This is a genomic window from Congregibacter litoralis KT71 (assembly GCF_000153125.2).
GTDB lineage: Bacteria > Pseudomonadota > Gammaproteobacteria > Pseudomonadales > Halieaceae > Congregibacter > Congregibacter litoralis.
Genome location: NZ_CM002299.1, coordinates 812,442 through 826,972, shown reverse-complemented (window position 1 = coordinate 826,972; position 14,531 = coordinate 812,442). Strand labels below are relative to the sequence as shown.

At 56.5% G+C, this 14,531-nt stretch carries 8 protein-coding genes, 2 tRNA genes and 3 rRNA genes; 3 read left to right on the top strand and 10 right to left on the bottom strand.

From position 1 onward, the window contains the following. The 3 genes from tnpC to KT71_RS21305 all read right to left on the bottom strand — a co-directional run bounded on the left by tnpC (window position 1) and on the right by KT71_RS21305 (window position 2,421). On the bottom strand, window positions 1–1,623 hold the full coding sequence (gene tnpC, locus KT71_RS03765) for an IS66 family transposase (RefSeq protein ID WP_023659918.1): 1,623 nt from the start codon (window positions 1,621–1,623) through the stop codon (window positions 1–3). A gap of 79 nt (window positions 1,624–1,702) precedes the next feature. Further along, window positions 1,703–2,086, bottom strand: a complete 384-nt coding sequence (tnpB, locus tag KT71_RS03760; RefSeq protein ID WP_084566948.1) for an IS66 family insertion sequence element accessory protein TnpB — start codon at window positions 2,084–2,086, stop codon at window positions 1,703–1,705. Next, a complete protein-coding gene (locus tag KT71_RS21305; protein ID WP_008292793.1) occupies window positions 2,062–2,421 on the bottom strand; it encodes a transposase in 360 nt (119 codons plus the stop codon). Before KT71_RS21305 ends, tnpB begins: the two co-directional genes overlap by 25 nt. Window positions 2,422–2,615: 194 nt before the next feature. Here KT71_RS21305 and KT71_RS03755 point away from each other — a divergent pair, with 194 nt between their 5' ends. Then, a complete protein-coding gene (locus tag KT71_RS03755) occupies window positions 2,616–3,827 on the top strand; it encodes an IS256 family transposase (RefSeq protein WP_008294130.1) in 1,212 nt (403 codons plus the stop codon). Window positions 3,828–4,085: 258 nt separating this feature from the next. On the opposite strand, the gene rrf is transcribed toward KT71_RS03755, so the two are convergent. From rrf to tyrS, 6 genes are all read right to left on the bottom strand, one after another. After that, window positions 4,086–4,201 (bottom strand): 5S ribosomal RNA (gene rrf / locus KT71_RS03750). 224 nt (window positions 4,202–4,425) lie between these two features. After that, a 23S ribosomal RNA gene (locus tag KT71_RS03745) occupies window positions 4,426–7,330 on the bottom strand. 549 nt (window positions 7,331–7,879) lie between these two features. After that, window positions 7,880–7,955: transfer RNA gene (locus KT71_RS03740), tRNA-Ala, on the bottom strand. Window positions 7,956–7,981: 26 nt separating this feature from the next. Further along, window positions 7,982–8,058 (bottom strand) — tRNA-Ile (locus KT71_RS03735). A 72-nt stretch (window positions 8,059–8,130) separates the two neighbouring features. Continuing rightward, window positions 8,131–9,664: ribosomal RNA gene (locus KT71_RS03730) — 16S ribosomal RNA — on the bottom strand. Together the 16S, 23S and 5S rRNA genes with 2 tRNA genes alongside form the textbook arrangement of a ribosomal RNA operon. A gap of 365 nt (window positions 9,665–10,029) precedes the next feature. Continuing rightward, window positions 10,030–11,334 carry a tyrosine--tRNA ligase gene (gene tyrS, locus KT71_RS03725; protein WP_152025163.1) on the bottom strand — a complete coding sequence of 435 codons (1,305 nt, stop codon included), beginning with the start codon at window positions 11,332–11,334 and terminating at the stop codon, window positions 10,030–10,032. A 162-nt stretch (window positions 11,335–11,496) separates the two neighbouring features. Here tyrS and KT71_RS03720 point away from each other — a divergent pair, with 162 nt between their 5' ends. Both KT71_RS03720 and KT71_RS03715 read left to right on the top strand, forming a co-directional pair. Next, entirely contained in the window at window positions 11,497–12,909 is a 1,413-nt protein-coding gene (locus tag KT71_RS03720) for a peptidoglycan DD-metalloendopeptidase family protein (RefSeq protein ID WP_008292798.1), read from the top strand. A 5-nt stretch (window positions 12,910–12,914) separates the two neighbouring features. After that, entirely contained in the window at window positions 12,915–14,030 is a 1,116-nt protein-coding gene (locus tag KT71_RS03715) for an anhydro-N-acetylmuramic acid kinase (protein ID WP_008292799.1), read from the top strand. Between the two features lie 67 nt (window positions 14,031–14,097). Here the strand turns inward: KT71_RS03715 and erpA are convergent, their stop codons facing one another. Then, complete coding sequence (gene erpA, locus KT71_RS03710) at window positions 14,098–14,451, bottom strand: iron-sulfur cluster insertion protein ErpA (protein ID WP_008292800.1); 354 nt, start codon at window positions 14,449–14,451, stop codon at window positions 14,098–14,100. Between the last annotated feature and the right edge of the window lie 80 nt (window positions 14,452–14,531).

The following is a 14,531-nucleotide window of genomic DNA, read 5'->3' as shown; positions in this document are numbered from 1 at the left end:
TCACACCTTGATCGACGAACTCCAGTTGTGCGGTAGCAAAGTATCGATGTCGGAGTACATGAGGGTCGGCAACCGCTCAAGCACATCGTGCAGGTAGGCCTGCGGATCGATACCGTTGATCTTCGCCGACTGGATCAGCGACATGACGTTGGCGGCGCGCTGACCACTGCGCAGTGAACCTGCGAACAACCAGTTCTTTCTTCCCAGCGCCCAGGGCCGAACCTGATTCTCAATCCAGTTGTTGTCGATCGGCACCGCGCCATCATCGAGATAGCGCGTGAGCGCCTCCCAGCGTTTCAGGCTGTAGTCCATGGCCTTCGTCGTCCGTGTTCCGTCGGTAAGCCCGCTGCGCTGATGAACCAGCCACTTGCGTAAGTGTTCGATGATCGGCCGTGATAGCGATTCTCGAACGCGCTGTCGCTCATCCGGTGGTTTTTCCTGGATATCTCGCTCGACCTCGTAGAGCTTGCCGATGATAACAAGCGCTTGGTCGGCAATGGGGCTGTTCCCACGCTCGGCAAGCTCAAAGAACTTCCGCCGCGCATGCGCCCAGCAACCCACCTCCGTAAGCCCCTTGGCGAAGCCGGCCTTGTAGCCACTGTAGTCGTCGCAGACCAGCTGGCCCTGCCAGTCTTCCAGGAAGTCGCGGCAGGCTTTGCCGGACCGCGTGGGCTGGAAGTCGTAGACCACCGCCTGTCGCTCATCGGTACGTGGGGTTGCGTAGGCCCAGATATACGCCCGGTGTGTCTTCTTATTGCCCGGCGAGAGCATGGGTACTGGCGTTTCATCAGCGTGGAGAACGGCATGGCCTAACAGACAGCTGCGCAGCCGGTCCACGAGCGGCGTGAGCTCTACCCCGCAGCGCCCCACCCAGTCCGCCAGCGTGGATCGCGGCAGCTCCACGCCCGCCCGGGCATAGATCTGCTCCTGGCGGTATAACGGTAAGTGATCCGCATACTTGCTGATCAGGACCTGAGCTAGCAGGTTGGTCGTGGGGATGCCCTTCTCGATGATGTGCGGCGCTACGGGCGCCTGCACGACCGTCTCACACGCCTTGCACGCCCACTTGCTGCGGATGTGCCGCTCTACCGAGAAGGAGCCGGGTTCGTAATCGAGCTTCTCGCTCACGTCTTCACCGATGCGCGTGAGCTTGCAACCGCAGCCACAGGTCGTGGAGTCGGGGTCGTGGTGGATCTCTGTGCGGGGTAGCTGCGGCGGCAGCGGCTGGCGCCGTGGCTTTGAGCGCTGACGCTCTTTCGCGACGGGTGGTTCAAGCATCTCAAGCTCGTTCTCAATGGCGGCGAGGTCCTCGTCCACCAGGTCGCTCAGTAAACTCTGCTGTGGGCTCTTGCCTTGCTCGCTTCGCTTGCCAAAGCGATGCCGTCGGAGAATGGCGATCTCATGCGTGAGGCGCTCCTTCTCAATGGTCAGTCGCTGGATGGCAGCGTCGCGCTCCTGCAGCTGAGTGTCTCGCTCGACCTCTAGCTGCTGTATCGCGGTGTCGCGCTCGTGCAGCTGAGCGTCCCGCTCAGTCTGTAGTTGCTGGATGGTTGACTGCATCTGCGCCGCGAGCTGGCGCACTTCGGACTCGCTGAGCTTAGTAATATCGACCGCGGAAGGCATGGGGACACTCTGCCATCGGCTTTCGCCGATGGCCAGAAGCACTAATTCCGTAGATCGAAACGCCCGTGTGTGGTGTTATCTACTGCCGGTCGATAACAAAGTCAGCACCGGCATATTGCCAGGGCAATCCCGAGGCCAGCGCCTGCAGTTGCAGCTCATCCAAGGCCACCGGTTCGCCGCTGCGCAGAGCACTCCAGACAAAGCGACCGCGGTGCAACCGACGCGCTAGCAGCCAGACTCCGAAGCCATCACAGATCAGTATCTTCATGCGGTTAGCGCGCTTGTTCGCGAAGACATAGGCGCAGTGCGGCTTCGCCGCACCGAAAGCCTCAACCACCCGGGCCAGGGTAGTCTCGGGACCGCAGCGCATGTCGAGGGGCTCTCGAGAGAGCCAGATCTCGTCGATGCGCAAGAACGGGCCTGTGCTGGCGTGGTGGTTCATCGTGTGAGGGCACGCAGCCATGTGACCGACTGCGGCATCTCCGATAACGGCCAGTGTACGACGAGCGTGCCTTTGGGCGTGGGGACGTCTATCCTGACGATCGTGGGCGATGTCTCAACTACTGGACCCGGTGCCGGCAGTTGCACGAAACCGCTGGGTGCCAATATGTTGTGTGTCCTGCGCCAATTGTGCACCAGGTTAGGGTTGAGGCCGTGGCTGACGGCGACGCCCGCGACTGAGGCTCCGGGTTGCTCACACTCGCGAAGCACCTGTTCCTTGAACTCAGGCGGGTAGCGCCGGCGGCGCTGCTTGATGGGTGCGGAAGTGAGATCAGAGGAAGGTGCTTGCTCGTCCATGCTAAGTGTCCACTAAGAATAGGTGGACACCTAAACTAGTGACTCCCGCGCAGCAGGCAAGATGGGATTACCGGACGTTTACGTGCTGCGATAACGTAAATTATCTTTCGCACTTTTGAAGAGGGGCGGTGATCCCCCGAGTTGATAAGATTGAGTTGCGATGCTTAATCCGACAACAAAGGAAGATCACCACCATGAGCAACAATAGCGAGACAAAGGACTTGGGTAAAGTCGTTCAGATCAATGATGCCAGGATACAGGATCACCTCGGTGAGCTTGTTCGAGGCACCGTTGAGGAGACGCTGAACGCGATGCTGGACGCAGAGGCAGACGCCATGTGCGGAGCGCAGCGTTATGAGCGCAGCCCCGACCGGGTCGATACCCGCGCTGGTCACTACGAGCGCACCTTCCACAGCAAAGCCGGCGAAGTGAAGCTGAAGATGCCGAAGCTGCGCAAGCAGACCTTCGAGACGGCGATCATTGAGCGCTACAAGCGGCGAGAGACTTCTATCGAGGAAGCCCTGATGGAGATGTACCTGGCTGGCGTCTCGGTCCGCCGGGTCGAGGATATCACCGAAGCCCTATGGGGCACCCGCGTCAGCTCCGGCACGGTCAGCAAGCTGAACAAAAAGGTCTACAAACATATTGAGACCTGGCGGAATCGGCCGATTCAGGGTGAATATCCGTACGTCTACCTGGACGGGATCGTATTGAAGCGCAGCTGGGCGGGCGAGGTGCGCAACGTATCTGTACTGGTCGGTATTGGTGTTGACCAGGATGGCTACCGCCATATTCTCGGCGTTCAGGAAGGTCACAAGGAGGATAAATCGGGCTGGGGAAGCTTTCTTGAACACCTGAAGTCCCGCGGCCTGAAGGGAGTGCGTATGATCATCTCCGATGCCTGCATGGGGCTCAGTGAATCAGCCGCAGAGTACTTCCCGGAAGCAGACTGGCAACGCTGCACCGTTCACTTCTATCGAAACGTCTTCAGCCATGTGCCACGGGCGAAGATGCCGCAGGTGTCAGCCATGCTCAAAGCCATTCATGCTCAGGAGAGTCGAGAGGCCGCGCAGGACAAGGCGGTGAAGGTTGTGGAATCACTCAGAGCCATGCGGCTCCAGAAAGCCGCTGACTTGGTGGAGCGCTGTATTGACGAGACGCTGGGCTTCTACAGCTACCCTCAGACTCACTGGCTAAAAATCCGCACCAATAACCCGCTGGAGCGCATCATGCGGGAGATACGGCGCCGCACGCGCGTCGTGGGTGCATTCCCTGACGGAGAGTCAGCAGTGATGCTGGTCGGCGCTAGGCTGCGGCACATCGCCAGCACCAAATGGGGAACCCGCAAGTACATGTCGATGGACTGGTTGCGGCAGCAAGATATGGAAACTCAGCAGTCAGCTTGAGGGGCACCGTCCCAAAGAAAAGTGCGAAAAAATATTTACACTACCCGTGCTGCTGTGAACCGTACTGAGGAACTGAACCCATATCCCGTCCAAAAAAAAACCCCATCCGGGTTCCCGGATGGGGTTTTGGCTTTGGCGCCTGGCGAGGGTCCACCCCTCGTTATGGGTGTGACCGTAGGTCATCGCCAGTGCCAGCATTTTTAGCCGCACCAATAATAAAGCCCTGCCAGCGTGTGCTGACAGGGCTCTACGTTTGGCGCCTGGCGATGACCTACTCTCACATGGGGAAGCCCCACACTACCATCGGCGATGCATCGTTTCACTGCTGAGTTCGGGATGGGGTCAGGTGGTTCCAATGCTCTATGGTCGCCAGGCAAACTGGCATGATTGTTTGGGGTCTTACCAGCGGTTGGCTGTGCCTTACTCAATCAAATTAGGTCGGTAGTTCAAGCTGAGGTCCGGGTGTTCATTCCGGATTTTCTTTGTCTTACTTTGTCTTACCTAAGCGTGTTGCTACACACTCTGACTCAATCACAACATCCGCAGTCTTCTTTCTGTTGCTCGCGATCGCTCGCTTGCAGCAAATAACTTGGATTATATGGTCAAGCCTCACGGGCAATTAGTACTGGTTAGCTCAACGCCTCACAACGCTTCCACACCCAGCCTATCAACGTAGTAGTCTTCTACGGCCCTTCAGGACCCTCAAGGGGTCAGGGAGAACTTATCTTGGGAGGGGCTTCCCGCTTAGATGCTTTCAGCGGTTATCCCTTCCGAACGTAGCTACCCGGCAATGCGTCTGGCGACACAACCGGAACACCAGGGGTTCGTCCACTCCGGTCCTCTCGTACTAGGAGCAGCTTCCCTCAATTCTCCAACGCCCACGGCAGATAGGGACCGAACTGTCTCACGACGTTCTAAACCCAGCTCGCGTACCACTTTAAATGGCGAACAGCCATACCCTTGGGACCGGCTTCAGCCCCAGGATGTGATGAGCCGACATCGAGGTGCCAAACACCGCCGTCGATGTGAACTCTTGGGCGGTATCAGCCTGTTATCCCCGGAGTACCTTTTATCCGTTGAGCGATGGCCCTTCCATTCAGAACCACCGGATCACTAAGACCTACTTTCGTACCTGCTCGACTTGTCAGTCTCGCAGTCAAGCGCGCTTGTGCCTTTACACTAACCTCATGATTTCCGACCATGATTAGCGCACCTTCGTGCTCCTCCGTTACGCTTTGGGAGGAGACCGCCCCAGTCAAACTACCCACCACACACTGTCCTCGATCCCGATCAGGGACCTGAGTTAGAACCTCAACATTACCAGGCTGGTATTTCAAGGACGGCTCCACAATGGCTAGCGCCACTGCTTCAAAGCCTCCCAGCTATCCTACACAAATAAGGTCAAAGTCCCGTGTGAAGCTATAGTAAAGGTTCACGGGGTCTTTCCGTCTAGCCGCGGGTACACTGCATCTTAACAGCGATTTCAATTTCACTGAGTCTCGGGTGGAGACAGTTTGGCCATCGTTACGCCATTCGTGCAGGTCGGAACTTACCCGACAAGGAATTTCGCTACCTTAGGACCGTTATAGTTACGGCCGCCGTTTACCGGGGCTTCAATCAAGAGCTTCTCCGAAGATAACCCCATCATTTAACCTTCCGGCACCGGGCAGGCGTCACACCCTATACGTCCACTTTCGTGTTTGCAGAGTGCTATGTTTTTAATAAACAGTCGCAGCCAACTGGTCACTTCGACTGCCGTCAGCTTAGGGAGCAAGTCCCATCACCAACAGCAGCGTACCTTCTCCCGAAGTTACGGTACCATTTTGCCTAGTTCCTTCACCCGAGTTCTCTCAAGCGCCTGGGTATTCTCTACCTGATCACCTGTGTCGGTTTACAGTACGGTTCCTTCATATCTGAAGCTTAGAGGCTTTTCCTGGAAGCATGGCATCGACCACTTCGCTTGTCGCTCTCGCTCGAAGCTCGTCATCAGCTCTCGGCCTTAAGATCCCGGATTTACCTAAGATCTCAGCCTACAACCTTAAACGCGGACAACCATCGCCGCGCTGGCCTAGCCTTCTCCGTCCCCCCATCGCAATATGAAGAAGTGCAGGAATATTAACCTGCTTCCCATCGACTACGCATCTCTGCCTCGCCTTAGGGGCCGACTCACCCTGTCCCGATTAGCGTTGGACAGGAAACCTTGATCTTCCGGCGGGGAGGTTTTTCACCCCCCTTATCGTTACTCATGTCAGCATTCGCACTTCTGATACCTCCAGCAAACCTCCCGGTTCACCTTCAACGGCTTACAGAACGCTCCTCTACCATGCATGCAAGCATGCATCCGCAGCTTCGGTTACCAGTTTAGCCCCGTTACATCTTCCGCGCAGGCCGACTCGACTAGTGAGCTATTACGCTTTCTTTAAAGGGTGGCTGCTTCTAAGCCAACCTCCTAGCTGTCTAAGCCTTCCCACATCGTTTCCCACTTAACTGGTATTGGGGACCTTAGCTGGCGGTCTGGGTTGTTGCCCTCTCGACAACGGACGTTAGCACCCGCTGTCTGTCTGCCGTGATTGTACTCCTGGGTATTCGGAGTTTGCATGGGGTTGGTAAGTCGGGATGACCCCCTAGCCCAAACAGTGCTCTACCCCCCAGGGTAAGACACGACGCTCTACCTAAATAGATTTCGAGGAGAACCAGCTATCTCCGGGCTTGATTAGCCTTTCACTCCGATCCACAGCTCATCCCCTCATTTTTCAACATAAGTGGGTTCGGCCCTCCAGTTAGTGTTACCCAACCTTCAGCCTGGCCATGGATAGATCGCCCGGTTTCGGGTCTATTGCCTGCAACTAAACGCCCTATTAAGACTCGGTTTCCCTACGCCTCCCCTATACGGTTAAGCTTGCTACAGACAATAAGTCGCTGACCCATTATACAAAAGGTACGCAGTCACAGAACAAGTCTGCTCCCACTGCTTGTACGCACACGGTTTCAGGATCTATTTCACTCCCCTCTCCGGGGTTCTTTTCGCCTTTCCCTCACGGTACTGGTTCACTATCGGTCAGTCAGGAGTATTTAGCCTTGGAGGATGGTCCCCCCGTCTTCAGTCAAGATATCACGTGTCCCGACCTACTTATCGCATGCTCAGTACCACCTACAGATTTTCGTGTACGGGGCTATCACCCTCTATCGCCGGACTTTCCAGACCGTTCCACTAATCCACAAGCTATTACATGCAGGCTCTTCCCCGGTCGCTCGCCGCTACTGGGGGAATCTCAATTGATTTCTTTTCCTACGGGTACTTAGATGTTTCAGTTCCCCGCGTTCGCCTCTATTACCTATGTATTCAGTAATAGATACCCAACTTACATTGGGTGGGTTTCCCCATTCGGACATTCCCGGATCAAAGGTTGGTTGCTACCTCCCCGAGACTTTTCGCAAGCTCCAACGTCCTTCATCGCCTCTGACTGCCAAGGCATCCACCGTGTGCGCTTAGTCACTTGACCATATAATCCAAATCATCTGCGATGACTTCGATTTAGTCCATCGGTAGCGTTCCAGACGCTACTCGATGCACCCCCCATCCCTGGGGGGCGAAGACTCCCGTCCACGCCCTTAAGCAACTGCTTACGTGGCCGGGTTTAGTAAAGATCGTTTAAGACAAACAAGCGGTTAACTCATCTGTCCGACTCCGATCCGCCGGATGTTGTGACGCTTAAGTCACAGTATGTTTTGCAACATATTTTACAACTCGTCGTGATAACGGGGAATTGAATACCCGTTACCACTGAACAATTTATCTAAGAACTGTCTGACTCACACTCAAACGCCTAAGCGTCTTTCCTGTGCTTCAGCTCAGCTCAAAGACTCAGCTTGATCTACCTTGTTAAAGAACATCTGGTGTCGCTTGGACAAACCAGAACCGGTTATAAAAACCAGAGGCAGGCACAGCACGCTGTAACTGCCTCTGATTTCGTTAATGCCATGTTTTTCTATCTATCTATCTATCTGTCTATCTATCTATCTATCTTCTTAATCCCAGGACGCGCTAAGAATGGTGGAGCTACGCGGGATCGAACCGCGGACCTCCTGAATGCAAATCAGGCGCTCTCCCATCTGAGCTATAGCCCCTCGTCCTGCGACACGCCCGAGCTAAGTGGTAGGCCTGGGCAGATTTGAACTGCCGACCTCACCCTTATCAGGGGTGCGCTCTAACCAACTGAGCTACAGGCCTGCTGTTACTTATGGCATTAACCGATTAGATGAAGACAAAAGTGTGAGCACTCGTCAGGTAGTGCTTATCGTTTAAGGAGGTGATCCAGCCCCAGGTTCCCCTAGGGCTACCTTGTTACGACTTCACCCCAGTCATGAATCACTCCGTGGTGATCGCCCTCCCGAAGGTTAGGCTAACCACTTCTGGAGCAACCCACTCCCATGGTGTGACGGGCGGTGTGTACAAGGCCCGGGAACGTATTCACCGTGACATTCTGATTCACGATTACTAGCGATTCCGACTTCACGGAGTCGAGTTGCAGACTCCGATCCGGACTACGAAACGTTTTGTGGGATTCGCTCCCCCTCGCGGGTTTGCTGCCCTCTGTGCGTTCCATTGTAGCACGTGTGTAGCCCAGGCCGTAAGGGCCATGATGACTTGACGTCGTCCCCACCTTCCTCCGGTTTGTCACCGGCAGTCTCCTTAGAGTTCCCGCCATTACGCGCTGGCAACTAAGGACAAGGGTTGCGCTCGTTACGGGACTTAACCCAACATCTCACGACACGAGCTGACGACAGCCATGCAGCACCTGTCACTAGATTCCCGAAGGCACTCCCGTATCTCTACAGGATTCCTAGGATGTCAAGGCCTGGTAAGGTTCTTCGCGTTGCATCGAATTAAACCACATGCTCCACCGCTTGTGCGGGCCCCCGTCAATTCATTTGAGTTTTAACCTTGCGGCCGTACTCCCCAGGCGGTCTACTTATCGCGTTAACTTCGCCACCAAGAAATCAAGTCTCCCAACGGCTAGTAGACATCGTTTACGGCGTGGACTACCAGGGTATCTAATCCTGTTTGCTCCCCACGCTTTCGCACCTCAGCGTCAGTGTCGAGCCAGGAGGCCGCCTTCGCCACCGGTATTCCTCCACATATCTACGCATTTCACCGCTACACGTGGAATTCTACCTCCCTCTCTCGCACTCCAGTCGGCCAGTATCGGGTGCAATTCCCAGGTTGAGCCCGGGGCTTTCACATCCGACTTAACAGACCGCCTACGCGCGCTTTACGCCCAGTAATTCCGATTAACGCTCGCACCCTCCGTATTACCGCGGCTGCTGGCACGGAGTTAGCCGGTGCTTCTTCTAAAGGTAATGTCACAGCTAGCAGTTATTAACTACTAACCTTTCTTCCCAATTGAAAGTGCTTTACAACCCGAAGGCCTTCTTCACACACGCGGCATGGCTGCGTCAGGCTTTCGCCCATTGCGCAATATTCCCCACTGCTGCCTCCCGTAGGAGTCCGGGCCGTGTCTCAGTCCCGGTGTGGCTGATCATCCTCTCAGACCAGCTATGGATCGTCGCCTTGGTAGGCCTTTACCCCACCAACTAGCTAATCCAACGCAGGCTCCTCCAATAGCGCGAGGTCCGAAGATCCCCCGCTTTCTCCCTTAGGACGTATGCGGTATTAGCTCGAGTTTCCCCGAGTTGTCCCCCACTACTGGATAGATTCCTACGCGTTACTCACCCGTCCGCCGCTCTACTCATACCGAAGTACTTTCGCGCTCGACTTGCATGTGTTAGGCCTGCCGCCAGCGTTCAATCTGAGCCATGATCAAACTCTTCAGTTTAATCTTTAACCTCAATCTCTCGATATGAGGGTTGGTTTTCACAGTTACCCGCGCTCACCAACAAATCTCGGCTCAGACACAATTCGAAATCAAAAATTACTGCGCCACCAAATCTCCGAAAAGATCCAATGACTTTGAATTGATGAGTCACTTGTTGTGTCTGAATAGTCGTTAAACAACTATCCCAACAAGTGCCCACACTTCTGTCTTCATCTGTTTGTTAAACATCCAACAAACCGCCTGGGCTCGTTGTTTTCCGCTCACCATCATGATTAGCGGGAGGCGCATTATACTCACTCGGAAAGACCGCGCAAGAGATATTTCCAATTAGTTTTAGACGGCGGCAAAACACCCGCCACCCGCGCTCAGTTTCGGGCGAACAGGTGGTACTTCTTTTTACCTACGCGAACCAGATGGAAGCGCCCGAAGAGCGCCTGCTCCCGCCCGAACACCTCTCCAACCGCGGCATTATCCGCCATGGCAAGGGACTGGCCGTTTACAATCACCGCCGAGCGCTGCAGGGCATCCTTTATCTGCTTGCCTGAGGCTGCGAGACCGGCTTCCGTCAACAGCTGAGTCAGGGTTTCGGGTAACTCACCTTCCTTAATGACACTTGAAGGCAAGCCATCCAGCATCAGCTGCTCCAGGTCCTGCTCCGAAAGGCCTCCGAGCTCGCCGCTGAACAGACTTTCCGTGATCCTTTTAGCGGCTGCCACGCCCTCTTCCCCGTGAACCAGCCTTGTCACTTCTTCCGCCAGGATGCGCTGCGCCTCGGGCCGGCCACTGCGCTGCGCATCGCTGCGCTCAATCTCGGCGATATCAATTACCGGTAAAAACGTAAAATAGCGGAGGAAGCGGTAGACGTCGTCGTCGGCCACGGATAACCAGAACTGATAAAAGCTGTAGGGTGACGTCCGCGCTGCATCCAGCCAGATGGTGCCGGACTCGGTTTTACCAAACTTGCTGCCATCAGACTTGGTGATCAAGGGCATAGTCAAGCCATAGACCTGGCCGCCGTGGAGCCGTCGCGTCAGATCGATACCGCCGGTGATATTGCCCCATTGATCGGAACCCCCGAGCTGCAGGCCGCAATCGTAGCGCTGATATAGCTCGGCGAAGTCATAGGACTGGAGAATCATGTAGGCGAACTCGGTAAAGCTGATGCCACTGCCTTCCCGCTCAATACGCTGCTTCACCGACTCCTTCTGAATCATGGCATTGATCGAAAAATGCTTGCCGACGTCCCGCAAAAACGTGAGCACATCCAGATTCCGCGTCCATTGGAGGTTATTCACCACCACGGCGCTTTGGGGGCCCGCGTCAAAATCCACAAACCGGGACACCTGCTGCGACAGCTTCTCCACCCAAGCCTCTACGATGTCGGGGGTATTCAGCTGGCGCTCCTGGGCTTTGAAGCTGGGGTCGCCAATGAGGCCCGTGGCGCCGCCCACCAGCGCAATGGGCCGGTGCCCCGCGAGCTGAAAGCGCCGCAGCATCAGCAGGGGCACCAGGGATCCGATGTGGAGGCTGTCCGCGGTGGGATCGAAACCGCAGTATAAGGAGCGCGTACCCCCGTCCAGCCACCCGGGCAAATTGTCCTCGCCCGCGATCTGGAAAATCAGCTCCCGTTGCTGTAGCTCTCGTAGCAGTGCACTTGTCATGGTTGTCACTTCATTATCGCCAGCCGCCGTGAGGAGCGGGTAGCGGTTCATCTTGATCGGAAGGCTGGCGACCTTACCTCAGAAAATGGTGAACGCAAGAGGTGAAATCCGCCCCTATCTCTAAAACGTACCTTTTTTATATACTCACACCCCAGCAAACGGGCCAGTGACATGATCACCCATAGAAAAACACCCCGCGGAGCGACTCCCATCGCTGACCGCCAAGGCATCTCTCACCATCACATTCTTGCGGTGGCGGGACTTTCGGTATTGGTCGCCCTCGCTGCGATCATAACCCCGTCGGGCGATGTAAACGCCACGCGGAGTGTCGCCGAGACCGGCCTGACAAGTGACTCCGCATCCCTGCCCGAACAGGACGTCGCACCGATTCTTGAGGCGGCGGAAGCGGTCGCCACCGTCGACAAGCTGACGGAGGCGCCCACGCCTCCCGCTTCTCAGCCCTGGGAAGAGTTTATTGTGCGCAGTGGCGACAATCTGTCATTGCTCTTCAAACGAGCAGGTTTCAGCACCGCAGACGTCTATCAGATTGTGCACACGGCGCCCCAGGGTCGTGATCTTGAGCGCATCTACCCGGGACAAAGCCTGGCCTTTTTGCGAGACGAGAGCGGCGGACTGTCGGCGGTGCGTCACACCATCAACGGGCTTCAGTCCGTGGTTTATCGGCGCATGGATGGCGGCTTTTCCTCCGAGCGCAAGGTGAGAGAGCCGGAGCAGCGCTTGAACTGGGCCACGGTGGAAATCGAGTCGTCCATGTTCCTTGCGGGCAAGGAAGCCGGGCTGTCCAGCAATCTTATTATGGAAGCTGCCATCATCCTGAGCGGCGTGATTGATTTCGTCATGGACCCTCGCAAGGGCGACACCATGGAGATCCTTTATGAGGAGCTCTACCTGGATGGTGAAAAGTATGAAGACGGCAAGGTCGTTGCCGCCTCTTATACCAACCGCGGCGAACGCTTTGACGCCTACCGCTACATCGACAGCAACGGCATGACCAGCTACTACAACGAGGAGGGCGTGAGCATGCGAAAGGCCTTCCTCATGGCCCCAGTAGACTTCACTCGCATCAGCTCGGGCTTTAATCCGCGACGTCGCCACCCTATTTACAAAACCGTGAGACCCCATAACGGTACGGATTACGCCGCCCCCCGGGGCACGCCGGTCTTCTCTGCCGGTGATGGCCGGGTTATCGAGGCGGGCTACACGCGGGCAAACGGCAACTACGTCTTCATCCAGCATGGCGACCGCTACACCACCAAGTATCTGCACCTGAACAAGCGCAAGGTGAAGCGCGGTCAGCGGGTTGTACAAAGCCAGGTCATCGGCACCGTGGGTTCTACGGGCGCGGCGACGGGCCCTCACCTACATTACGAATTTCTTGTCGGCGGCGTGCATCGCAACCCCCGCACCATTCATAAGAGCCTGCCCAAGGCCAAATCACTTCCCAAAGAAGAAATGCCGCGTTTCCGCGTTGCCATTGCCGAGGCTTCAACGCGTCTGGCACAGCTGAGAGAAGAAAGGCGCCTCGCCAAGGCCACGGTCAGCGACGATATCGGCGCACCCTGAACGGCATGACATCCGAGGGCCTGTTTGTCGGGCTGATGTCCGGCACCAGCATGGACGGCATTGATGCTGCCCTCGTAGAAATTACCGACGGCCAGACTCAGTTAAAAGCTGTCTACAGTCAGCCCTATGATCCAGCCCTTCGCGCCAGGCTGGCCGCCCTCGCCAGCGGAGACTCGGAAAGCGTTGATCACCTGGCAACCCTCGATCGCGCCGTAGGACTGGCCTTTGCGCAAGCCAGTGAGAAGCTACTCCAAAAGGCCAAGCAGGCCGCCTCGGATATCACCGCGATCGGCAGCCACGGACAGACCATCAGACATCGACCCTTTGGCCCCCTTGCGGAGCGGTATTCTCTGCAAATCGGCGACCCCGCCAGCATCGCAGAGATCACCGGTATTACTACCGTGGCGGATTTTCGGCGTCGCGACATCGCCGCCGGAGGCCAGGGAGCCCCCCTGGTACCGCTTTTCCACGCCGCTCAGTTCGGTCACGCCGAGCAGTGCCGGGCGGTTGTCAACATTGGCGGCATCTCCAATGCCACCCTGCTGCAGGGTCCCAAGGTCATCGGGGGCTTTGACTGCGGACCGGGGAATACCCTTCTCGACGCCTGGATTCGCAGACACCGCGGCCTTGACTTTGATGCCGACGGCGCCTGGTCAGCGGAGCACACTCCCGACGTTGCGCTCCTTGATCGCTTGAGGGCTGATGCTTATTTTGCGAAATCCGGCCCCCGGAGCACCGGTCCCGAGCTGTTCAATCTGGCCTGGCTCGAAAGCTACCTGAGGGGCAGTGAGTCCGAGGGGGCCGTGCAGGCCACCCTCGCCGAATTGACGGCCTTCGCCATCGTCGACAGCCTTCAGCGTTGCGATGAGACGCCCGATGCACTTTTCGTCTGCGGTGGCGGTGCGCGAAACACGGATCTCATGCGCCGCCTGCATACCCGCCTGGATGAGCTTCACATTCGACTGGGGACCACCGACGAAATCGGCCTTGCTGCTGAATGGGTAGAGGCCTGCGCCTTTGCCTGGTTAGCCCATCGAGCCCTGTCGGGACTGCCGGGCAACGCCGACATAGTTACCGGCGCTGAGGGACCGCGGGTCCTGGGTGCGATTTTTCCAGCTTAGACACGGCTTAAACAAGTCAGACCATAAAAACTCAGACCGAGGCAGATTGAGTCAGACTGAAATCGCGTCAGACTGAAAAAGAAGCCCCGCAGCCACAGGTCGTGGACGCATTCGGATTATTCACGATAAAGCGCGAACCCTCGAGACCTTCGCTGTAGTCAACCTCCGAGCCCGCGAGGTAGGGAAAGCTCATGGGATCTACAAGCACCGTGACGCCTTCGCGCTCGATCGTTGTGTCGTCTTCCGCGGCATCCTCATCGAAGGAGAACCCGTACTGAAACCCGGAGCACCCGCCCCCGGTGATAAACACGCGCAATTTAAGTGCGGTGTTCTCTTCTTCGCTAACGAGCTCCCGCACTTTATTCACCGCGCGGTCAGACAGGGTGATGGCGTTCGGATCAAAAGCTTCAGCAACAGTCATGCAATTCCAATGGTCCAGTGATGGAAGGACTAAGTTTTTTGTGATCTCCCAAGGGTTCCAAGATCAGCGCGCCCTAAGGC

Coding starts and splice junctions, on each gene's coding strand:
- tnpB (WP_084566948.1), bottom strand. CDS start 2,086: ATGGCTGCGTGCCCTCACACGATGAACCACCACGCCAGCACAGGCCCG.
- KT71_RS03755 (WP_008294130.1), top strand. CDS start 2,616: ATGAGCAACAATAGCGAGACAAAGGACTTGGGTAAAGTCGTTCAGATC.
- KT71_RS03715 (WP_008292799.1), top strand. CDS start 12,915: ATGACATCCGAGGGCCTGTTTGTCGGGCTGATGTCCGGCACCAGCATG.
- erpA (WP_008292800.1), bottom strand. CDS start 14,451: ATGACTGTTGCTGAAGCTTTTGATCCGAACGCCATCACCCTGTCTGAC.
- tnpC (WP_023659918.1), bottom strand. CDS start 1,623: ATGCCTTCCGCGGTCGATATTACTAAGCTCAGCGAGTCCGAAGTGCGC.
- KT71_RS21305 (WP_008292793.1), bottom strand. CDS start 2,421: ATGGACGAGCAAGCACCTTCCTCTGATCTCACTTCCGCACCCATCAAG.
- KT71_RS03720 (WP_008292798.1), top strand. CDS start 11,497: ATGATCACCCATAGAAAAACACCCCGCGGAGCGACTCCCATCGCTGAC.